At 51.0% G+C, this 20,858-nt stretch carries 19 protein-coding genes, 1 tRNA gene and 1 pseudogene; 14 read left to right on the plus strand and 7 right to left on the minus strand.

Features of this window, described 5'->3' with window-relative positions; translation table 11 throughout:
* Positions 1-164 precede the first annotated feature (164 nt).
* Positions 165-926, plus strand: coding sequence for a triose-phosphate isomerase (gene tpiA, locus H144_RS0130750; protein WP_026351132.1), 762 nt, complete (start codon positions 165-167; stop codon positions 924-926).
* 169 nt (positions 927-1,095) lie between these two features.
* Here tpiA and H144_RS0130755 read toward each other — a convergent pair whose 3' ends face one another.
* The 3 genes from H144_RS0130755 to H144_RS0130765 all read right to left on the minus strand — a co-directional run bounded on the left by H144_RS0130755 (position 1,096) and on the right by H144_RS0130765 (position 4,175).
* Complete coding sequence (locus H144_RS0130755; RefSeq protein WP_019945980.1) at positions 1,096-2,340, minus strand: OmpA family protein; 1,245 nt, start codon at positions 2,338-2,340, stop codon at positions 1,096-1,098.
* A gap of 83 nt (positions 2,341-2,423) precedes the next feature.
* Positions 2,424-3,176 carry a DUF5672 family protein gene (locus tag H144_RS0130760; protein WP_019945981.1) on the minus strand — a complete coding sequence of 251 codons (753 nt, stop codon included), beginning with the start codon at positions 3,174-3,176 and terminating at the stop codon, positions 2,424-2,426.
* 21 nt (positions 3,177-3,197) lie between these two features.
* Positions 3,198-4,175, minus strand: coding sequence for a glycosyltransferase family 2 protein (locus tag H144_RS0130765; RefSeq protein ID WP_019945982.1), 978 nt, complete (start codon positions 4,173-4,175; stop codon positions 3,198-3,200).
* A gap of 111 nt (positions 4,176-4,286) precedes the next feature.
* On the opposite strand from H144_RS0130765, the gene H144_RS0130770 reads away from it, so the two are divergent.
* The 6 genes and pseudogenes from H144_RS0130770 to H144_RS0130795 all read left to right on the plus strand — a co-directional run bounded on the left by H144_RS0130770 (position 4,287) and on the right by H144_RS0130795 (position 10,212).
* Positions 4,287-4,838, plus strand: coding sequence for a hypothetical protein (locus H144_RS0130770; protein WP_033403579.1), 552 nt, complete (start codon positions 4,287-4,289; stop codon positions 4,836-4,838).
* A gap of 17 nt (positions 4,839-4,855) precedes the next feature.
* Positions 4,856-5,650: a cysteine hydrolase family protein gene (locus H144_RS0130775; protein ID WP_019945984.1), complete on the plus strand. Its 795-nt coding sequence runs from the start codon at positions 4,856-4,858 to the stop codon at positions 5,648-5,650.
* A gap of 106 nt (positions 5,651-5,756) precedes the next feature.
* The gene (uvrA, locus tag H144_RS0130780; protein WP_019945985.1) at positions 5,757-8,615 is read left to right on the plus strand and encodes an excinuclease ABC subunit UvrA; all 2,859 of its coding nucleotides are present in this window, start codon (positions 5,757-5,759) and stop codon (positions 8,613-8,615) included.
* Positions 8,616-8,663: 48 nt separating this feature from the next.
* Positions 8,664-8,885, plus strand: a complete 222-nt coding sequence (locus H144_RS0130785; RefSeq protein WP_019945986.1) for a hypothetical protein — start codon at positions 8,664-8,666, stop codon at positions 8,883-8,885.
* Positions 8,876-9,256 (plus strand): annotated as a pseudogene (locus tag H144_RS32910) (RES family NAD+ phosphorylase); the annotation flags it as partial. The gene H144_RS0130785 and the pseudogene H144_RS32910, both read left to right, overlap by 10 nt.
* A gap of 119 nt (positions 9,257-9,375) precedes the next feature.
* Positions 9,376-10,212 carry a fumarylacetoacetate hydrolase family protein gene (locus H144_RS0130795; protein ID WP_019945988.1) on the plus strand — a complete coding sequence of 279 codons (837 nt, stop codon included), beginning with the start codon at positions 9,376-9,378 and terminating at the stop codon, positions 10,210-10,212.
* A gap of 61 nt (positions 10,213-10,273) precedes the next feature.
* Here H144_RS0130795 and H144_RS0130800 read toward each other — a convergent pair whose 3' ends face one another.
* From H144_RS0130800 to H144_RS0130815, 4 genes are all read right to left on the minus strand, one after another.
* On the minus strand, positions 10,274-10,660 hold the full coding sequence (locus tag H144_RS0130800; protein ID WP_019945989.1) for a hypothetical protein: 387 nt from the start codon (positions 10,658-10,660) through the stop codon (positions 10,274-10,276).
* A gap of 335 nt (positions 10,661-10,995) precedes the next feature.
* The gene (gene der, locus H144_RS0130805; protein WP_026351135.1) at positions 10,996-12,306 is read right to left on the minus strand and encodes a ribosome biogenesis GTPase Der; all 1,311 of its coding nucleotides are present in this window, start codon (positions 12,304-12,306) and stop codon (positions 10,996-10,998) included.
* Positions 12,307-12,370: 64 nt separating this feature from the next.
* Positions 12,371-13,294 (minus strand): GTPase Era, encoded by a 924-nt coding sequence (gene era, locus H144_RS0130810; RefSeq protein ID WP_019945991.1) that lies wholly within the window; start codon positions 13,292-13,294, stop codon positions 12,371-12,373.
* Between the two features lie 45 nt (positions 13,295-13,339).
* Positions 13,340-15,340, minus strand: coding sequence for an LTA synthase family protein (locus tag H144_RS0130815; protein ID WP_019945992.1), 2,001 nt, complete (start codon positions 15,338-15,340; stop codon positions 13,340-13,342).
* Positions 15,341-15,448: 108 nt separating this feature from the next.
* On the opposite strand from H144_RS0130815, the gene H144_RS0130820 reads away from it, so the two are divergent.
* The 7 genes from H144_RS0130820 to tsaB all read left to right on the plus strand — a co-directional run bounded on the left by H144_RS0130820 (position 15,449) and on the right by tsaB (position 20,834).
* Positions 15,449-15,521 (plus strand) — tRNA-Met (locus H144_RS0130820).
* 339 nt (positions 15,522-15,860) lie between these two features.
* Positions 15,861-16,085: a hypothetical protein gene (locus H144_RS0130825; RefSeq protein ID WP_229208041.1), complete on the plus strand. Its 225-nt coding sequence runs from the start codon at positions 15,861-15,863 to the stop codon at positions 16,083-16,085.
* A gap of 124 nt (positions 16,086-16,209) precedes the next feature.
* Complete coding sequence (locus H144_RS0130830) at positions 16,210-17,628, plus strand: hypothetical protein (protein ID WP_019945994.1); 1,419 nt, start codon at positions 16,210-16,212, stop codon at positions 17,626-17,628.
* A gap of 124 nt (positions 17,629-17,752) precedes the next feature.
* The gene (gene rpmH / locus H144_RS34165; RefSeq protein ID WP_015813300.1) at positions 17,753-17,911 is read left to right on the plus strand and encodes a 50S ribosomal protein L34; all 159 of its coding nucleotides are present in this window, start codon (positions 17,753-17,755) and stop codon (positions 17,909-17,911) included.
* Positions 17,912-18,020: 109 nt separating this feature from the next.
* Positions 18,021-18,437 (plus strand): ribonuclease P protein component, encoded by a 417-nt coding sequence (locus H144_RS0130835; protein WP_019945995.1) that lies wholly within the window; start codon positions 18,021-18,023, stop codon positions 18,435-18,437.
* Positions 18,438-18,443: 6 nt separating this feature from the next.
* Positions 18,444-20,096: a S41 family peptidase gene (locus H144_RS0130840; RefSeq protein ID WP_019945996.1), complete on the plus strand. Its 1,653-nt coding sequence runs from the start codon at positions 18,444-18,446 to the stop codon at positions 20,094-20,096.
* 42 nt (positions 20,097-20,138) lie between these two features.
* Entirely contained in the window at positions 20,139-20,834 is a 696-nt protein-coding gene (gene tsaB / locus H144_RS0130845; RefSeq protein WP_019945997.1) for a tRNA (adenosine(37)-N6)-threonylcarbamoyltransferase complex dimerization subunit type 1 TsaB, read from the plus strand.
* Positions 20,835-20,858: the final 24 nt, after the last annotated feature.

Here is a 20,858-nt window from a genome sequence, read left to right on the forward strand (position 1 = left end):
ATCAAGTAAAATTAAATGATTTTACATCAATAAAACACAAAAAAATCTCGATATGTGCAAATTTTCTGACATTTTTTTGATCATATATATATAATCATGCAAATGAGGAAAATATGGTACTTTTGTTGCGTAAAATGACTTTTTCCCACAATAAAAATTTTCTCATGCGAAAAAAAATTGTTGCCGGCAATTGGAAGATGAACAAGGTTCTGGATGAAGCAGTTGCGCTTACTTCAGAGTTGGTAAATATGGCCAAAGACGAGGTCCGTAATGATGCCAAAATCATCCTTTGCCCTCCTGCGATTTACCTTACTACCGTTAAAAAATATATCGAGACAGAGCCTAATTTCGCCGTGGCTGCCCAAAACTGTTCGGATAAAGTTTCAGGCGCATTTACCGGAGAGATTTCCGCGCAAATGCTCCAATCGATCGGTGTGGAATATGTGCTGATCGGCCACAGCGAGCGTCGTCAGTATTTCAACGAGACGAATGCGTTACTGGCTGAGAAGGTAAATACGGCTCTTTCTTTCGGCGTATCGCCTATTTTCTGCTGCGGCGAGTCGCTCGAACAGCGCCAGAATGAAGATTATATCGGTTTTGTGAAAAACCAGATCACCGAAAGCCTTTTCCACTTGTCGGAAGAGCAACTGAAATCGGTGGTGATCGCGTACGAGCCCATCTGGGCGATCGGCACCGGCCTGACGGCATCGGCTGAGCAGGCGCAGGAAATGCACGCGGCATTGCGCGCGCACATCGCATCCAAGTATGGTGCGGAAGTGGCCGACGAAATTTCGATCCTTTACGGTGGCAGCGTAACGGCAGCCAGCGCTCCCGAGCTGTTCGCGTCGCCGGATATCGACGGCGGCCTCGTAGGTGGTGCTTCCCTGAAATCGCGGGAGTTCACGAATATCATCAAGGCGCGGTAGGCTTCGCGGTCAGGTGTGGTCGGGTGTGGTCAAGTGTTGTCATGTATAGTCAGAAATGGTCGGGAAGGAAATTTGTGTTGCCGTTCATGACAATTTCTGGCAATCAATGACAATTCTTGACCACAAATGACCATTCCTGACCACCCTGATAACAACCGACCTTACCTGGTCACAATTCCGTAATCACAAACTCCACGCGGCGGTTCTTTTTCCGCTCTTCTTCGCTTCCTTTCGTGATTGGCCGGGTGCCGCCATAGCCTTTTGCTTCAATGCGGCCGGCATTAATGCCTTTTTCGGTCAGGTAGGTTTTGACCGCTTCCGCGCGCTGGCGGGAGAGTTCCAGGTTTTTGTCAAAATCGCCCACGTTGTCGGTATGGCCTTCTACGCGGATGCGGATGGCCGGGTTATCGAGCATTACCTCCACAAGGCGGTTCAGCTCCTCGAACGACTCCGATAGCAGGGTGTATTTCGATGTTTCGAAGTAAATATTCGGCAGAAGAATGGTTTCCCCGACGATCAGCGGTGTGAGGTAGACATCCTTATCCAATGCCTCGGCAGACGAATCACCCGGCGCAAAGTTGAACGACGAGCCATAATAGCCGCGGGCCTGTACCCGGATTGTGTAGCTACCGCCAGCATCCAGGCCTACCCGGTATTTGCCCGACGACGATCTCACTTGCAGCGTATCGCCATTATCGACATAGGAAATCTGCGCCGCGATCGGCTCCTTCGTTTTCGCATTATACACCGTTCCCCTCAAAACCGCCATCCCGGCATCCTTTTTTGCGGCTATTTCCGGCTTCTCCGGCGTTTTGAGGGCCGGTTTCGCGGCTGGCTTTTTAACAGGCGCCGGCGCTTTGGCTACGGGCTTTCCGGGTTTGGCAGCTTCTTTTTTCAGCGGGTTTTTAATATGGATTCCATAAAAATTCCATGATTGCAGCCCGCCCTGGCTTCTTCCCTCATAAAAATCAAACTCCTCGATACCCGGCGTTAATCTTTCGAAATAGGCCACAAAATCGACTGTGTCGCCCGAAGAAACATTCATTTTGGAAGTAGTAGGAATATTCTCGGCGCGGATGAATTTGTATTTCTTATCGATTTCACCGGGTTTGTAGAGCCTCGTTTCGGGATCCAACCAGATCTGGCTTTCCTTCGTCTGCGGCAAGCCTCCCGGCACGCGGGAATCGGGTAGTGAAGGAAAGCCCGGCTGCGACCGGAATTGCGGCTGCTTCGGCGACTTATCGACGAATTGCAGGTGGATAATGGTATTGGCGTCGGTCAGTTCTACCCGTTTGATTTTCACATACGGCGCCGACGATTCTTCTACTTTGGGGTTTTCAGTGATTTGCCCGAAGCTGGTATGGATGGATAGTAAAATGGCTCCAAAACAGGCCGAAAGCAATTTGAAATGCATGGTGATATTGGGGTTTAAACAAATATCTGCAAGAACGCCCGAAAAGCGCTGATAGTTTGTTAAAAATTGTTAAACCCAGAAAGTCACTGGTTTACAGCGATAAAGCGCGCCCAGAACGACGGCTCGTAACGCTCCCACGCGTGGCATGCGAAGGGTAACTCATGGTGCGTGAGCTCGTAACTGGCCGCCGGGCTCTTCTCGAATGCGAACCGCAATGCCTCCGGCCATTTCGGCAGCGTCATGAAGATTTTCAACGGTTTCAGGCGCGTCGCTTCCTGGCAGAAAAGCATGTCTTCATTGCCTTTCCAGGCCGGGTAAAAGGTATTGTAGATTTTGAGATAACGCAAAAATGCGGGTATGCGGCGCAGGGAAAGCCCACCGTTCAGCACGACACGCTGCGTCGACAATGCGTCCGCGAAAATCTGTGCGGATCCGGCAGGAACGGTATCGTACTTCGGCTGGTGCAAGGAAGGCGCGCCGATGTAGTCGTACCCTTTCGCGCACCACGCCGTTAATTCGTCCCGGAAAACGAATGCATCGAGCTGGTAGATGAGGATGTATTCGTAGGCTGTAAACGTTTTGTAAAAATCAATGGAGGTCATCAGCCGGTTGTAAGCATCGACGCTTTTGAAATAACTGTCTTCGAACGATTCGAATGCCAGTGCCGGATATTCCCCGCGCAACGCCGTCAGGTCGAGCGACGCAGGCTTGGCGATGACCACCGGATAGTTCCCCAGCACAGCCATGCATTGTTTCAGCGACATTTGCTCGGCATCCGTCATCGCCGATTGGTAAACCGGGATCACCACTGCCACTAGCGATTTATTATCAGCCATTTACTTAAAAATCCAGTTCAATTATTCCAACAAATCCCCGATGGCGGGCAGCCACCAATCCTTGCTGCTAAAACGGTAGTAGCCGCGGATGAGCTGGCTTAGCACGGGCGTCAGCCTTTTCAAACGGTTATCGGGCAAGGCGGCGCGGATATAAAAATGCTTTTGCGCAAGGTACAGCTTAATAAGCTTCTCGCGTGGCACAAACGGCAGCGAACGCAGCAACAAATATAGTTCGTGCAGCTTGTCGGCCTTTTCTTCCAATGGGATCAGTTTCAGCTTCCGGTCACGTTTGAAGCGGTCGGAGAGCTGCACTTTTTCAATTTTATTACCAAAACCAACCTGCTGGCTGGAATGAATGCGGTACGAAATGAGCGTTTCGGGAATGAAATCGATCTTGTTTTGCAGGCTCAGTACCACGGCGATCCACGCGTCGTGAATGAGGTCCTGCACATGGGTGGGGAAAGGCATCAAGCGTTCGAGGGCCGATTTGCGGATCGCCAGGGTTGCACCGGTGACCACAAACCCGTTGAACAGGATTTCGTGCGGCTTGCCGCTATGCCACAGCTGCTGCCGCGCGCCATCGAATTCGATTTCCTGCCAGATCGTGCCGCCCGTCGGTTCGGAATCGTCGTTGATCTTTTCGGCGTCGCTGAACACGGCGTCGAGTTCGGGATTGGCGTTCAGGAACGCGAGCTGCTTCTGAACTTTGTCTTTCCGCCAGCGATCGTCCTGGTCGCAAAGGAAAATAATGTCGCCCGCGCAAAGCGAAAGGCATTTTTCGAAATTCTTCGTGGAGCCGAGATTTTCCTCGTTCACGTGAATCCGTATGGGAAATTTGCTTGTAGCTGCAAAAGATTTTATGATTTCAATCGTGTCGTCCTTCGATCTGTCGTCACAAACAACCAATTCGTCCACCGAAACCGTTTGCTCAGCAATGCTCTTCAACTGTTCGGGCAAGTACTTTGCCCCGTTGTAGGTACACATAGCCACTGAAATCATAATGTGTATCTGTATTTTATATTTTTGTAAAAGCTTCCCGGCCCGTTTATGAGCCATAAAGTTACACGGTTGAACCGGGGGATTAAAACAAAAGTTATTAAAAGCACCCGAATGGCGTTACCAGAACAGCTCAAAAAGGCGATTATCCAGATGCCTGCCAAAGAAAAGGATAAGCTCCTGTTACGACTGATCACGAAAGACAAAACCCTGAGCGACCGGCTCCACTTCGAACTCATCGAAGACAGCGCCACGATACCCGAACGACGCGAAGAGCTGATGGGCAGGATCGTGCGGACATCGAAATACAACCAGAACACGCCCGGATGGGTGCTGATGGACATGCGGGCGCTCAGCGGGGACATTGCCTACCATGTGAAAGTGACCAAAGACAAGACCGGCGGCATTGAACTGAACATTTTCCTGCTCAATACCTTTCTCGAAAGCTACTCCGACGTGCTGCGTACCTACTCTTCGCGCGCCGATACCTGTGCATTGTACATTGCCAAAAAGGCCCAGGTGATCCTGAATGGCCTCAGCAAGCTTGATGAGGATTACCGGGTAGATTATATCAAAGACACCAACCGGATGCTGGCGCTCGTGTACAGCCTCTGCTCCAAAATGTACGCCCGGCAAATGGAGCTGCCGCACGAGCTGGAATTTTAAAACACGCCATTTAACCTATGAAAAAGACCGCATTCCTGATCATCGACGCGCAATATGATTTTTGTAATCCAAACGGTACGCTGTTCGTACCGGGAGCCGAAAAGGACGTGGAGCGCATGGCCAACCTCATTTCCCTCGAAGGCGACCGGATCGACGCGATCTTCCTTACGCTCGATACACACCAGGTGCTGGATATTGCGCACCCGCTTTTCTGGGAAGACCAGAACGGCAACACGGTAGCGCCGTTTACATTGATTTCAAGCAAATCGGTAGAAGCAGGAAAATGGGTGCCGCGGTACCATGCGGATTATGTGTTGAAATACCTGCAAACCCTCGAAGCCGGGGGCGAATTCCAGCATTTCATCTGGCCGGAGCACTGCCTCGTCGGCTCACGGGGCGCGGCACTGGACGAAACGCTGATGCACGCCGTGCTCGGCTGGGCGCACCGCACGCGCCGCGATTACCGGACTGTTTCAAAGGGTATGAACCCGCTGACGGAGCATTTCGGGGTTTTTAAAGCACAGGTACCGGTGGATCATGCGCCTGACACGGAACTCGACCAGCGCTTTCTGGATGAACTGAATGCATATGACCGCGTACTGGTGGCCGGCGAGGCGCGCTCACACTGCGTAGCGACGAGCATCCGGCAGATTGTCCGGTATGCGCCGGCGCTTGCTCCGAAAGTAGTTGTATTGACCGATTGCATGTCGGACGTGCCCAATTTCGGCCATCTTGCCGATCCCATTTACGAGGAAGCGGCTGCGAGCGGCATGACATTTGTGAAAGCAAGCCAGGCTTTTACGGAAAAATAACCGGCGGATAACTGTCGCGGGTATCAAACTAAATGCTTTTGCTTTTGGTTATAATAGTATCACATCATCGTTCAAACTAATATCATTATCCATCGATAACCCCGCTATGATGCAATTAGCTGTGCCCCGCATCGAGGCCGACCAGTTCGACGAGCTGGACCCAAGGAATTACATTCTGATCAAAGGTGCCCGTGTCAATAACCTGAAAAATATCGATGTGGCGATCCCGCGCAACAAGCTGGTCGTCATTACGGGGCTTTCGGGCTCCGGGAAGTCGTCGCTGGCATTCGATACGCTGTTTGCGGAAGGCCAGCGGATGTACGTGGAGAGCCTAAGCAGCTATGCGCGGCAGTTCCTCGGCCGGATGGAGAAGCCGGAAGTGGAATATATCAAAGGCATTTCACCGGCTATTGCCATTGAGCAAAAGGTGAATACCCGCAACCCGCGATCGACCGTGGGTACTTCCACGGAGATTTATGATTACCTCAAACTGCTTTTCGCGCGCATCGGGCATACGCATTCGCCGGTTTCCGGAGAAATAGTGCGGAAGGATTCGGTGACCGACGTGGTGAATTACATGCTCGCGCACGAAGAGGGTACGCGCGTGATGATCCAGGCGCCCCTGCTCATCCGCGACGGCCGTACGCAAATTGAAGAGCTGACGATCCTGCTTTCCAAAGGCTACAACCGCATTGTGCTGAACGAGGAAGTAGTCTCCATTGAAGACATTCTCGAAAACCCCGGAAACTTCTCCCAGGCCGGCAACCAGGTATTCATCCTCATCGACCGCGCGGCGATCCGCCACGACGACGAGGATACGCAATACCGCCTTTCGGATTCCGTACAAACGGCTTTTTTCGAAGGCGAAGGCACTTGTACCGTCCATATCGTGAATGGTGAAAAAAGGGTTTTCTCCGACAAGTTTGAGCTCGACGGCATCATTTTCGAAGAACCGACCGTCAACCTTTTCAGCTTCAACAACCCTTATGGCGCTTGCAAGAGGTGTGAAGGTTTTGGTAAAATATTAGGAATTGACCCCGACCTGGTCATTCCCGACAAAAATCTCTCCGTGTACGACGGTGCCATTGCGCCCTGGCGTACCGAAAAAATGGGCGAATGGCTGATCCCGCTCGTGCGCAACGGCGTGAAGTTCGATTTCCCGATCCACCGGCCGTATAAAGACCTGACCGGCGAGCAGAAAGACCTGCTCTGGACGGGTAACCAGTATTTCCAGGGCATCAACGATTTCATCCACGAACTCGAATCCCAAACCCATAAGATCCAGTACCGTGTGATGCTTTCGCGCTTCCGCGGCCGCACGACGTGCCCGGACTGCCGCGGCTCGCGCCTGCGCAAGGATGCGGCTTATGTGAAAGTGGGCGGCAAATCCATTACCGATCTGGTACTAATGCCGATTCAGGATGTTTCCGCGTTTTTCAAACAGCTGGAACTCGGCGACCACGACCGCCAGATCGCCCGCCGGGTGCTGACGGAAATCGAATCGCGGCTCGATTATATGAACCGCGTCGGGCTGGGTTACCTGACGTTGAACCGGCTCACGAGCACATTGTCCGGCGGTGAATTCCAGCGCATTAAGCTGGCCACTTCGCTGGGAAGCGCATTGGTAGGCTCCATGTACATTCTCGATGAGCCGAGCATCGGCCTGCACCCGCGCGATACGCAAAGGCTTGTGGGCGTGCTCGAATCGCTCCGCGACCTCGGAAATACCGTGATCGTGGTGGAGCACGAAGAAGAAGTGATGCATGCGGCGGACCAGATCATCGACATTGGCCCCGAAGCCGGTACGGGCGGCGGACATGTCGTGTTCCAGGGTAACCAGGGTGATATCGAGGAATTGAAAAATGGGCAGGAAATCGGGGATGATCACGCGCAGTCGCATACGCTCGACTTTTTGCTGGGGCATGATTCCATTCCGGTGCCATCGGTTCGGAGGAAATCTTTGCATTTTTTAGAAATCAAAGGCGCGCGGGAGAACAATCTGAAAGAGCTGGATGTCAAAATCCCTTTAAATAATCTTACGGTAGTCACAGGCGTCAGCGGCTCGGGTAAATCGACATTGATCCGAAAAATACTTTACCCTGCATTAATGCGCCTCAAAGGCGAGTTTAGCGAGGATGTCGGCCGCTTCGACCAACTGACTGGCAGCGTCGACCGCATTGAAGCCGTGGAAATGATCGATCAGAACCCGATCGGCAAATCGTCGCGCTCTAACCCGGTTACCTACATCAAGGCTTACGATTACATCCGCCAGATGATGTCGGAGCAGCCACTTTCGAAGGCGCGGGGTTACAAACCTTCGCATTTCTCGTTCAATGTCGATGGCGGCCGCTGCGAAATATGCCAGGGCGAAGGCCAGGTGAAGATTGAAATGCAGTTCATGGCCGACATTTACCTTACCTGCGAAGGCTGTAACGGCAAGCGTTTTAAACAGGAGATCCAGGAAGTGAAGTACCAGGACAAAGACGTGGCCGAAATCCTGGACATGACGGTCGATGAGGCCATTGAATTTTTCCGTGAAGGCGAACCGAAGCTGGCAGACAAGCTACTGCCATTGCAGGAGGTAGGACTGGGTTACGTGGGGTTGGGACAATCCTCGAATACATTGTCCGGCGGTGAAGCGCAGCGCGTCAAACTCGCCTCATTCCTCGGCAAAGGCTCTTCCAATAAAGGCAAAACGCTTTTCATTTTCGATGAACCGACGACCGGTCTGCATTTCCACGACATTAAGAAGCTGCTCAAAGCGATCAATGCATTGGTGGAGCAGGGCGACAGCGTGATCATCATCGAGCACAATATGGAAGTCATCAAGAGCGCCGACTGGATCATAGACCTGGGCCCAGAAGGCGGCGAAAACGGAGGCCAGCTCACTTTCACCGGCACGCCGGAGGAAATGGCGAAGCTGGAAGGAAATTACACGGCGGAATTTTTGAAGGAAAAGATTTGAATATTGAAGTATGTCACTTAACTAAGTGACATACTTCACTCAAAGACAATGGCGCCTATCCGGTATCTCGAAGAAGAGTTCGTTCCTTACGGCAAGCAGCCCGCTTCCGAATTTTTGGTCGTGAAAACGTCACGGGAAGGTATTATGCGTGCCGTCGCCGATGAAATCTCAGACCTCGTAGGGCTGACGGACAACGAGATCGCCTATGTGCTGGGCATGACGCCCTTTCTGCGGAAGGTGCACGGCTATTCGGAGCGCGGTGGAACCTGAAAGGCGTGGGCGTACTTTACACCACTTCCACGCCCGAGCTTGGGCTTGTCGAAACCCTCGCACACGCGCCGGGTGTGCGCTATGACGACCTCCCCAAATACTGGCTTTCCTCCATTGAAATGCCGGACGACATCCGGCATTATTCGCGAAAAGACCTGCCGGACTTTTGGCAGGATAAAACCTATGTCCGGACCCAGTTCTCGCTGAAAGACTGGCACATCAAACCTGATGTTCTGGCAATTGGTATCCCTTCCGTAATCGTGCCGTTTTCCTCCAAGATCATCCTCCATCCCGATCATCCGCTGTTTGCCGACGTCAAACTTGTCGCGCAGGAACCCATCCCGATCGACCGCCGGCTGTGGCGGAGCTAGTGCGTTTGTTCGCGCATATTCCTTCAAAATCAAGTGGCCTGAATAAGTTTCCCACCCGTATTTAACAGTAAAGTTACCCCGCCGGGGTCTTATTCAGGCTAAACCAACATTTGCATTTCATGAAGTTATATAAGACCGAAAATGGCATTCTCCTCGAAAATGAGGACATTTTCTACCGCCTCCACGAAACCGACTGGGACGTCGTCGTCAATCGCAACAACTTGTACGAATGGCTTGAAGATCAGACGAACAGCCTCATCGCATTGACCTTCACGGACGACATTCCTATGCCCGAAGTGCTTGCGCCCATTGGTTCGCAGGAAGTTTGGGCATCCGGCGTAACGTATTTCAAAAGCCGCACGGCGCGGATGGAAGAATCCGAAAAAGCGGGCGGCGGAAGTTTCTACGACCGCGTTTATGAAGCCGAGCGCCCGGAGCTTTTTTTCAAATCGACGGCGTGGCGCGTGGTAGGGCATCACGGCACGGTGCGCATCCGCAAGGACTCAACCTGGGACGTACCTGAGCCTGAACTGACGCTTTTTGCGACATCGGAAGGCGCGTTGGTGGGCTATACTATCGGTAACGATATGAGTTCGAGAAGTATCGAAGGCGAAAACCCGCTCTACCTGCCACAGGCGAAATCCTACACCGGCAGCGCCGCATTAGGCCCTTGCTTATATGTATTTAAGGAGCCACTCGGCGCGGATACGCTGATCGATCTGTCGATCGTGCGCGGGGGCGAGGAGGTTTTTAACGGGCAGGTGACATTGTCACAAATGAAGCGTAAGCCCGAAGAGCTCCTGCATTTCCTTTACCGCGAAATGTCATTCCCGCACGGCGCCTACCTCATGACCGGCACCGGCATCGTGCCTTCTTCCGATTTTACCCTGCAAGCAGGCGACGTGGTCCACATTACCATCGAGCCGATCGGCACGCTGACGAATACCGTAGGCTGATCAAACAAAAAGCTGCAAGGTTGGACCTTGCAGCTTTTGCATTCAATAGTAGAAATATTGCTTACGAATGTCCCAGTCTCGGGATAAAGGTATAAATCACACAACGGACAACACCTACCAGCTTGCTCACCATCGAGTCTTCGCTGCTTTCGTTTTCTTCGCTTTCAAACAATGCAGCAGGCCCTTCTTCCAAAATACGGGCATTCAGCGTGACAATACTCGGCGTACCGGCGCTGGTATTTTTGATTAACCCTGCGTGTTTCGCCTGAACCGGCGCTTTTACCGCTTTCAAAGCGGGTTTCGCTTTTCTGGCAACAGCCTTTTCAGTTACACATTCTTTGCCCGATTGCAGTTTTCTGTGCGCCACGAACATATTATGCACGTAACCGGTAGCACTGGCTTGCAGGCTGATTAATATGAGTACAATAAAGATTCTGAGTGTTTTCATGGCTTTGCTTTCAATCGTTAAGAATCCCGGGCGTAGCCGGCTGGAATTATGTGTAACTAATTGACCTTACAAATATATATGTTTCATTAGGTATCTTGCAATACATAGTACCTTGTTTTTAACATTTTTTTCGAAAATTTTTCCGAAAGGGGCCAAAGTACCGTGGACTGGCCGGATAACAGATGTAAATGTACAATAAAAGGTTGCTCAAGATTTTGCAAAAAAGACGAACTGTCGAAATTTTGCACTGAACAGTAGCAGGTTACGGATAAAACGTAAAACGCCGGCGGGGGAAAATCCCGGCCGGCGTTTCTTTTTCAGCGATTTTGGTATCCCTACTTCTCGCGGAAGAATATAGTTATCGGTACGCCCGAAAAATCAAAATTTTCACGCAGCCGGTTTTCCAGGTAGCGCAGGTAAGGCTCCTTCACATGCTTGGGATGGCTGCTGAAAAACACGAATGTCGGCGAAGGCGTCGGCAGCTGGATCATATACTTGATATTGATATACTTACCACGGTGCGCCGGCGGCGGGTATTTCTCGATCTCGGCCTGCATGACCTCGTTCAGCTTCGAAGTAGAAATTTTCTTCGTTTTGTTCTGATAAACCTCCATCGCTTTCTCCATTACCTGGTGAATGCGCTGCTTTTCTACCACCGAAGCGAAAATGATCGGCATGTAGTTCATCGGAGCGAGCCTTTCCAGCAACGCTTTTTTGTATTGATCGGCCGTTTTGGAATCCTTCTCAACCAAATCCCACTTATTGACCATGATCACAATACCCTTCTTGGCTTTGTCGGCCTGGCCGATAATGTTCAGGTCCTGGCCTTCGAGCCCCAGCGTGGCGTCGAGCAACACGATACAAACGTCGGATTCCTCCATTGCTTTTACCGAACGGAGCGTCGAGTAGAACTCGATATCTTCCTTCACACGGGATTTCCGGCGGATACCGGCGGTGTCGGTGAGAATAAATTCCATCCCGAATGCATTGTAATGCGTGTGGATCGCGTCACGCGTGGTACCCGCGATGTCGGTAACAATACTGCGGTCGGTGCCGGTGAGGACGTTCAGGAACGACGATTTACCCACGTTCGGACGGCCCATGATCGCGATGCGCGGAATGCCTTCCTCGGGGTTTTCGATGCCCGCGGTTTCGAAATGCTGGATTACCTTGTCGAGCAGCTCGCCCGTACCGAAGCCGGTTTGTGCAGAAATCGCGAAGATTTCGTCCCCCAAACCCAGTTCATAAAACTCTCCCGCCGATTGGTAGCGCTCGGTCGTCTCGGCCTTGTTGGCCACGAGGTACACCGGTTTGTTGAAGCGGCGCAATACATTCGCGAAATCTTTGTCGAGGTCGGTGAGCCCTGTCATCGTATCGACCATAAAAAGTACGACGGTCGATTCTTCGATCGCGAGCTCCACCTGGTCGCGGATCGCACCTTCGAATATGTCTTCGGAGCCTACTACATAACCTCCGGTATCAATTACTGTGAAATATTGGTCGGTCCATTCGCCGTAACCATAGTGCCTGTCGCGGGTTACGCCGCTCTGGTTGTCCATAATGGCCTTCCGGCTTTCGGTAAGGCGGTTGAACAAAGTGGATTTGCCCACGTTCGGACGACCAACAATCGATATTACATTTGCCATTTTTCTACTATTAATGTGATCCGAACCGGTCTGGCGCCGGTTCTTCATTCGTTTTATTTAAAATTTATTCCTGGTAGCCGAGCTGGCGGAGTTTGTTTTCCTTACTTCTCCAATCGGGTTCTACTTTCACGTGCTGCTCGAGGAAGACTTTTTTACCAAAGAAATCTTCGAGGTCCTGACGGGCCTGGGTACCTACTTTTTTCAGCATTTCCCCTTTTTCACCAATAATGATCCCCTTCTGGCTTTTTCGTTCGACCAGAATTTCGGCGCGGATCACGATGATGTCGTCCTTATCCTTAAATTCAGTGATGACTACTTCGGAGCTGTATGGAATTTCCTGGCGGTAGTTCAAGAAGATCTTTTCGCGGATGATTTCGGAAGCAAAGAAACGCTCCGGCTTGTCGGTTAGTTCATCCTCATCGAAGTAAGGCGGGTGGAAAGGCAGGCGCGATACCACGGCGTCGAACAATGTGCCGATATTGGCCTTTTCCAATGCGGAAATCGGGATAATGGCGTCGGGATGGATCTCGTTCTCCCATTCCTCCATTTTCTGCTTCACCTCCTCCTCGTTGGAAAGGTCGATTTTGTTCAATACCAATACCACCGGCGATTCCGTGCGTTTCAAGAGCGGCAATACTTCGTGCTCGGCTGCTTTCTCCCCTATTTCGACAACGAAAAGCACCACGTCGGCATCTTCCAATGAACCCTTCACGAAGGTCATCATCGAATCGTGCAGCTTGTACGACGGCTTAATGACCCCCGGCGTGTCCGAATACACGAGCTGAAAAGGAATGTCTTCATGCTTCCCGTTCAGTATCCCGATGATCCGGTGACGGGTTGTCTGCGCTTTGGAGGTGATGATCGACATCCGCTCGCCTACCAGCACATTCATGAGCGTGGATTTGCCCACGTTCGGTTTCCCGATAATGCTCACAAACCCCGCCCGGTGGTTGCGCAATCCTGTATTATTTTCGGCTTGTTCTTCCATAAAAATTACTTCTTCACTTTTTTCTGCTTCCCAAAAACCTTTCCGCTAAGGCGTTACCGTCAGCCGGTCGTCCAGCATCCGGTTGGAATATTGCTGGATAAATGCCTTAACTTGCAATTCCATAGGCCCCTGCACGTCCGGAATCCGGCCTGCAAGGTTGTTTTTCAAAAGCTTGTCTTCCTGATATTTATACAAACCTACGGTTTTCCGGCCATCAAATTGCAAAACATATGGCCCATTGAACCATTGATAGACGCCATCATAGTTGACAGCAAAGTTCAGCGGAGGGTTCCCGAACACATTTTTCCCGAATCCAAAATAGGGTTTGTCGTAGTGCAAATAACCCAGAATCGAAGGCATAATGTCGATTTGCTGGACGAGACGGCTGCTATCGGTGCCTGTCATCGAAGGCAGGTTTGACGACGTTTCGCCGGGCGACGCTTCGCCCGGCGAAACGTCGCCCGGCGCGTAAAACAGAATAGGGATCGAAAAGTTACCGACAGAAGTCTGGTATTGGGGATAATGCGCAAATGTGGCGGCATGATCGGCCGTGATCACAAATAGGGTATTCCTGAACCAGGGCTTGTCTTTGACCGAATCGAAGAAACGCTTCAATGCGTGGTCGGTATAGCCCATCGTCTGATAAATCGGCAGCGCGCCCTGGGGGAATTTGCCCCGGTAGCGGGCGGGTACCTTATACGGGTCGTGCGACGACACGGTAAACAGCGTGCTCATGAAGGGCTGCTGAAAACCATCGAGCTTTTTGCCCCAGAATTGCAGGAATTCTTCGTCCCAAATACCCCATATGCCATCATAATCCGCATCATTATCATATTCTGTTTTACCATAATAATCTTTAATGCCGATCAGGTTGGTGAATGCCTTGAAGCCCATCGAGCCATTGGGCGCTCCATGGAAAAAAGAGGTGTGATAACCTTTCGCTTGCAGCATTTCCGGCAGGCTCGGCAGCTTGTTGTCCGTATAACGCGTGAGAATGAACGGTTCCAGAATGCCCGGAATGCTCGTCAGCACCGACGGGATGGCTTCAATCGACTTTGCCCCATTGGCAAACGAATACCAAAACACTTTGCTATGCGGCATCAGCGAGTCGATAAAAGGCGTGTAACCTTTATAAGTGCCATTTTCGAGGTCCTTATTGTAGGTACCCACCATTTCCTTCCCAAAACTCTCCCAGATCAGGATCACGACATTCTTCGGCCGGAACGCCGGTGCATTCGGGTCGGGCGTGTGAATGGGCGAATACACGGCATTCATTTCCTGCTCCGATTTGAAATAGTCGGCCCGCTGGTAATCCGAGCGTTTCAGGGTTTTGAATATGCAGAATGGCGTGTTGAGGACGATGAACATTTCCTTGGGCTTGTCGACGTACTCGCCGGCATTGCTCAGCGTGATCGGCCGCGTGCTGTGGCGGAACCCACCCTTTACCCCGCCGATGAAAAGAAACACCGCAACGGTCATCAATAGACTGTGTACGAGGAATATCTGCCATGCCGGTCTACCAGGTTTCGCGTTCACTTTCCAGCGGCGCGTGAGGTACACTACCAGCACTACGAGCATTACCCACACGAGCGCCACATACCAGTAGTTGACCAGAAAGCCGCCAAAGAGCTTGTGCATATTGTTTTCGTGCGAAAATTCCTGCAATACCGACCACGTGCTGCGCTTGATCGTGAAGCGGTAATAAATGAAATCGGCGCAGTTGGCGAGCAATGCGATGCTGTTGGTGACGATAAAAAGGTAGTCGAGGAATTTCTGGAACGCCGGGCGGTATTTGAATGTAAACGGCACCAGCGTGAGGAACACATAAAGGATATTGGTGTACAGCACCGCCACGAGGTCGAACCGCACGCCGCCGAGGAACAGCCGCGGGGCAAGGGATAAATTTACCTCGGGAAAGAACGACTGGTTGAACAGATAAAACAAAAAACGGCAGATACTGAATAAAATCATGATGCCGAGCAGCCGGATCAGCAGCACCTGATGAATGCGCCATCCGAACCCGGAAGCGCCTGTATTTGAACTCATAGTAATGGTATCAGAACGTTAGAGGCAAACTTTTTTGAAAAGTTTTCACAAAAATAATTGTTTTCTGTAAAACATTTGTCGTATGTTTGCACTCCAATTCAACGACACCGCGGGATGGAGCAGTTGGTAGCTCGTTGGGCTCATAACCCAAAGGTCGCTGGTTCGAGTCCAGCTCCCGCTACACAGGCCAAAGCCACTTTCGAAAGAGAGTGGCTTTTTTCTTTTAGTGCCTTTCTCCGGCCATCCCGACCGCCATTCTACGTCACACCGGCTTCTATCCGGTTACATCGCATGCTCCCTGCCAAACCTGTATCCGAATCAGTATCAAGTCATTTACAGGGTGCGGCCCTCCAATTATAAAAAAATTATTTGCCATCGGTGACATATTATTTTACAGTTCTTATGTTATATTTGAAAAAATTAAGGATGTACAATTAATTTATTCTACAATTTTATAAAACTACACCTACAATGTAGTATCTTGCCGACCAATTCTCAATGATGCCATGTGAATATGATTATGACAAACCCTTATTTCTCCGGCTTCGAGCACAGTGCAGCGCAGATTCGTCGCTTTCTGCAAACTCATAAAACCTTCACACTCCTGCTTTCCGGCGGAAGTATCGTTCACCATGAGGCTGAGGACGCTACACGCTTCCGCACCTGGCTGCTGACGCACCAGATCGAGGACGTGCGCGAGTCTTTCACGAAGTATTACTCCGCCTATAACCTGATGTCGGCCTAGCCGTCGGCAACACCGCGCAGCGCCCGCCGTTTCCTTGCCGCACCCTCACAGAAAGGCCGTGCAGCGCGCCCGTTTAAAATAAATGTCTTATGTTTGGATACTTCTTTCACAAGGGTAAACACATATGACACATTACTTCTCCTGGTTTAAAAATCCCGATAACAAGTTCAAACTGCTTCTGCTGGCATTCATTGTCATCCTGTTTCCATTTGTAGCGGTTTCATTTTTTGCCTTCCCCACCACCGACGATTACTGCCATACGCTCGCCGTAAAAGAAATGGGCTACTGGGGCTACCAGGTGCATTACTGGAAAACATGGTCGGGCCGGTATATCGGCACGCTCATCTCCGCCACACAGCCCCTTGCCTATGATTCGTACGTGGGGTACAAACTGGCACCCATCGTGCTTATTCTTTTATATGTACATGCATCGCTGAAATTCGCCGGGGCCATTACCGCCGATAAGCTGCCCAAATGGCAAACCTGGCTGCTCGCGTTCCTGCTGGTGTTCGTGCTCATCGCCGAGCTGCCCGTCGTTTCGGGGTACTTTTACTGGTATACCGGCTACTACTACACCGTGGCCGACATTGGTACCCTGTATCTGCTTTCCTATCTGTTCCGGAATTATGCCAGGCTGTCGACCGTGAATATACTCGTGCTCGCGCTGGGCATTATCCTGCTCGTGGGCATGAACGAATACACGCTCGTGTGGCTGGTGGTGCTTTCCGGCGCATTGTTTTTTTTCAGCAGCGTCATCGAGCGGAAATTGAAATTGCAATACCTGATTTTAAGTTCCGTGGCGCTCGTTTTCGGGGTACTTTCAGTGACGGCGCCGGGCAATGGTGCGCGGGCCGAATCGGGGCTTTATCCGACGCCTTTAAAATACAACCTGCTCTTTTCCATTAAAAACAGCCTGGCCTGGCAGATCCATAATTTCTCCAAAATGGCGCCGGCCCTGTGCGTGCTGGCATTAGTACTGATCCCGATCGCCTGCCAGCTTTACAAAAACAAGGGAGAAAACGATTTCAAATTCTTCGGCGTACACCCGGCGCTGTCGATACTGATCTTCCTGGGATGCCTTTTTGTGACCTATTTCCCGTCCTACTGGTCCATTGCAGAGCCGCCCAATCTTCGCGGGCAATGCGTGATCACGTTCTGGACGCTTATCGGCTGGACGTACAATGTTTTCGTACTCACATTCTGGGTGCTGAAAAAAGGATATCTGCAACCGGTGGAGCAAGGCGCGCCGGTGGCCTGGATAGTGGGACTGTACTTTCTGTTCCTGTTTGCGGGCAATTTCAACTACCGTTCGGCGTGGTCCGACCTGCTGACCGGCCGGGCGGCGCGTTTCAACAAGGAAATGCACGAGCGTACGGCATTGGTACTGAACACGAAAGAAGACCAGGTATATGTGCCCAAACTTAAAAATGTACCCTACACGATCCTCATCGTAAACGACGAAACCGACCCGGCCTGGGCTTCGGTAGAGGTCAATAACGGCTGTGCGGAGTGGTTTTTCAAGAAGAAGTTTTTCTATAAATAGGCTCGCTAACAGACTATTTCTGAAAAAAATACAGAAATTTTGACATGATTAATTTTTTTGTCTACCTTTGCAAGCCAAAATTACGGGTAGACAGAGATTTATATCGCAATAATTTGATACTGAGATGAAACGTACCTTTCAACCATCGAATCGTAAGAGGAGAAATAAGCACGGTTTTCGTGAAAGAATGTCCACCGCAAACGGACGTAAAGTAGTTGCTGGCCGTCGCAAAAAAGGCCGCTGGAAATTGACTGTTTCTGACGAAAAACGTCACAAGCAATAATTTACGCTTGAAGGTTTGAGTAGAGGACGTTCCATTCCGGGACAATAGTCTTCATAGTCTGATAAGTTTGAACATCTCAAACTTATCAGACATTTTTTTCTACAAGAACTTGAAACAAACATTTGGTAAGAGCGAACGGCTGTGCAACCTCCGCATCATCGGCAGGCTTTTCAAGAAAAGCAGCCCGGAGGTTCAAACGTTCTACCTTTACCCGTTCAGGTTGCTGTACATTTATGATCAGCAAACGCCGCCTGCCCTTCCGCAAGTCCTCTTTTCCGTTTCCAAAAGGCATTTCAAGAAAGCGGTCGACCGCAATCTGATACGCCGACGCTGTCGCGAGGCCTACCGCCTGCACAAATCCGCGCTCGCCGCATTACCCGCCGAAACGCGCCCTTCCTACATTGCTTTTTTGTATCTTGCAAAAGAAATAACCTCATATGACGTTATTGAAACGGCCATGAAGCAGTCGCTCAAAAAGCTTGAAAAACTGCCGCCTGCCTTTCTCAAAGAACAATCCAATTCCTGAACATAGATGAAAAAGTATCTTCGTTCCATCTTGCTGGCCGCTCCGGTTGTGGGTGGGCTTGCATTCGTTTCTTTCCGCCAGGACGACCGCCTTTTCGAAATCGCGCGGAACCTTGACATCTATGCCACGCTTTTCAAGGAATTGAACGCCTATTATGTCGACGAGATCAATCCTAACCAGCTGATCAAGACGAGCATCGATAATATGCTCCGCTCCCTCGACCCATACACGGTGTATTATGCCGAGGACGACATTGAGGATTACATGACGATGACCACCGGCAAGTACAACGGCATCGGTGCGATGGTCAACTCCGCCGATGGCAAGCATACCGTGATGATGGTGTATGAAGATACCCCGGCACAAAAAGCCGGCCTGCAACTTGGCGACGAAATCACGAAAATCAACGGCATCGACCTCTCGACCCGCGAGGATTTCGACACGGGCAAGTTGCTGAAAGGCCAGACACAGACGGCGGTTACATTAACTGTGAAACGCTACGGCATCACCAAGCCCCTGGAAATCTCCCTCAACCGCGACATCGTGAAGGTGACCAATGTGCCCTATTACGGCATGCTGAACGACGAAGTAGGTTATATCGATCTGAAAGACTTTACGGCTACCGCTTCACGAGAAGTGCGTAATGCATTCCAGGAGCTGAAAGGAAAAGGCATGAAATCCGTCGTGCTCGACCTGCGCGACAACCCCGGCGGATTGCTGAATATGGCGATCGAGATTTCGAATATATTTATTCCTAAAGGCGAGGAAGTGGTTTCGACCAAAGGAAAGGTGAGCGAATGGAACAAGACCTACACTGCATACAACCCGGCGCTTGATACCGAAATACCCGTGGTGGTTTTAACCAATAATCGCAGTGCCTCGGCCGCGGAAATCGTTTCGGGCGTGATCCAGGATTACGACCGCGGCGTGCTGATCGGTCAGCGGACTTACGGAAAAGGGCTGGTACAAACCACGCGTGACCTTTCATTCAATACCAAAATGAAGATCACCACCGCCAAATACTACATTCCGAGCGGCCGGTGTATTCAGGCGATCGATTACAGCCACCGCAACGACGACGGCAGCGTGGGCAAGATCCCCGATTCGCTCATGACGGAGTTTAAGACCAAAAACGGTCGCGTCGTATTCGATGGCGGCGGTATCCTGCCCGACATTATTACCGAAAAGGAGAACCTTTCACCGCTCGCGATCTCACTTGGCCGTAACCGGTTGTTCTTCGACTACGCCGTGAAGTACCATTTCGAACACCAGACCATTAAACCCGCCAAGGAATTCCATTTGTCGGACGCCGATTATGCGGCATTCACGAAATGGCTGGGCGACAAGGAATACGATTACACCACGCAAGTAGAGCGCGACCTGAACGATCTCGAAGCTTCTGCCAAAAAAGAAAAGTCCCTGGAAGTGATCGAAGAGCAGCTTAAAGCATTGAAATCCAAGCTTTCACATAGCAAGGACAACGATTTGCAAATTTTCAAACCGGAGATCAAAAAGATCCTCGAAGAAGAGATTATCAAACATTATTACCTGGAAAAAGGCATGCGGGAAGCTTCTTTCAACGAAGATCCCGAAGTGAAGGCAGCCCTGGCGCTCTTCAAAGACCCGGCCCGTTACAGCCAGATTTTGAAAAAGAAATAATACCAACCGGCCCGTCGCTAGCGGCGGGCTTTTTGTTTTTATATGCTATTACTCTGTATCGATACCTCGATCCGCGGATGCTCGGTGGCTGTTCAGAACGACTCCGGTTTGCTGGCATCCTATGATCTTTTCACCGACAAATCCTCCTCCGCGATGCTCACGACGCTCATGCGCGACGCCGTGGAGCACGCTGGTTTCAAACTGGCCGACATCGACGCGATTGTCGTGGCGAAAGGTCCGGGCTCGTATACGGGCCTGCGCGTAGGCGTATCCACCGCGAAAGGCCTCTGCTATGCGCTGGACAAGCCGCTGATCGCCATCAATACCTTGCAGGCAATGGCATTGCAGCTGGCACCCTACTATCCCGGCCATTTGCTATGCCCGATGATCGACGCGCGCCGGATGGAGGTATATTCAGCCGTTTTCGATGACAACAATGCATTCGTGCAGGAAACGCAGGCCGTGATTTTGACTGAAAGTTCATTCGAAGATCTGCTCGCGAACCACCGGGTTGTCTTCTTCGGGGACGGTGCTGCCAAATGCAAGCCGGTGCTTGAAAAGCATGCGAATGCAGTTTTCCCCGCGATCGACATCAAGCCGTCGGCCAAAACGGTTGCCCTGCTCGGTGCACTGGCATTTGCGAATGCGCAGTTTGAGGATGTAGCGGCATTTGAACCTTATTATTTGAAAGATTTCATGTCGCCCGCACCTCGAAAAGCCAGCACTTTGGTGCAGTGAGCGCGGATTTTAGCAGTTTTTACA

Source organism: Dyadobacter beijingensis DSM 21582 (genome assembly GCF_000382205.1).
In the GTDB taxonomy this organism is placed as follows: Bacteria; Bacteroidota; Bacteroidia; order Cytophagales; family Spirosomataceae; genus Dyadobacter; species Dyadobacter beijingensis.

What these genes read in the sequence shown, in the direction of transcription:
- H144_RS0130770 (WP_033403579.1), top strand. Translation starts at nt 4,287, where the DNA reads ATGGCGTTACCAGAACAGCTCAAAAAGGCGATTATCCAGATGCCTGCC.
- tsaB (WP_019945997.1), top strand. Translation starts at nt 20,139, where the DNA reads ATGCTATTACTCTGTATCGATACCTCGATCCGCGGATGCTCGGTGGCT.
- der (WP_026351135.1), bottom strand. Translation starts at nt 12,306, where the DNA reads ATGGCAAATGTAATATCGATTGTTGGTCGTCCGAACGTGGGCAAATCC.
- H144_RS0130785 (WP_019945986.1), top strand. Translation starts at nt 8,664, where the DNA reads ATGGCGCCTATCCGGTATCTCGAAGAAGAGTTCGTTCCTTACGGCAAG.
- H144_RS0130765 (WP_019945982.1), bottom strand. Translation starts at nt 4,175, where the DNA reads ATGATTTCAGTGGCTATGTGTACCTACAACGGGGCAAAGTACTTGCCC.
- H144_RS0130815 (WP_019945992.1), bottom strand. Translation starts at nt 15,340, where the DNA reads ATGAGTTCAAATACAGGCGCTTCCGGGTTCGGATGGCGCATTCATCAG.
- H144_RS0130760 (WP_019945981.1), bottom strand. Translation starts at nt 3,176, where the DNA reads ATGGCTGATAATAAATCGCTAGTGGCAGTGGTGATCCCGGTTTACCAA.
- H144_RS0130800 (WP_019945989.1), bottom strand. Translation starts at nt 10,660, where the DNA reads ATGAAAACACTCAGAATCTTTATTGTACTCATATTAATCAGCCTGCAA.
- H144_RS0130775 (WP_019945984.1), top strand. Translation starts at nt 4,856, where the DNA reads ATGAAAAAGACCGCATTCCTGATCATCGACGCGCAATATGATTTTTGT.
- H144_RS0130830 (WP_019945994.1), top strand. Translation starts at nt 16,210, where the DNA reads ATGACACATTACTTCTCCTGGTTTAAAAATCCCGATAACAAGTTCAAA.
- tpiA (WP_026351132.1), top strand. Translation starts at nt 165, where the DNA reads ATGCGAAAAAAAATTGTTGCCGGCAATTGGAAGATGAACAAGGTTCTG.
- era (WP_019945991.1), bottom strand. Translation starts at nt 13,294, where the DNA reads ATGGAAGAACAAGCCGAAAATAATACAGGATTGCGCAACCACCGGGCG.
- rpmH (WP_015813300.1), top strand. Translation starts at nt 17,753, where the DNA reads ATGAAACGTACCTTTCAACCATCGAATCGTAAGAGGAGAAATAAGCAC.
- H144_RS0130825 (WP_229208041.1), top strand. Translation starts at nt 15,861, where the DNA reads ATGACAAACCCTTATTTCTCCGGCTTCGAGCACAGTGCAGCGCAGATT.
- uvrA (WP_019945985.1), top strand. Translation starts at nt 5,757, where the DNA reads ATGATGCAATTAGCTGTGCCCCGCATCGAGGCCGACCAGTTCGACGAG.
- H144_RS0130795 (WP_019945988.1), top strand. Translation starts at nt 9,376, where the DNA reads ATGAAGTTATATAAGACCGAAAATGGCATTCTCCTCGAAAATGAGGAC.
- H144_RS0130840 (WP_019945996.1), top strand. Translation starts at nt 18,444, where the DNA reads ATGAAAAAGTATCTTCGTTCCATCTTGCTGGCCGCTCCGGTTGTGGGT.
- H144_RS0130755 (WP_019945980.1), bottom strand. Translation starts at nt 2,340, where the DNA reads ATGCATTTCAAATTGCTTTCGGCCTGTTTTGGAGCCATTTTACTATCC.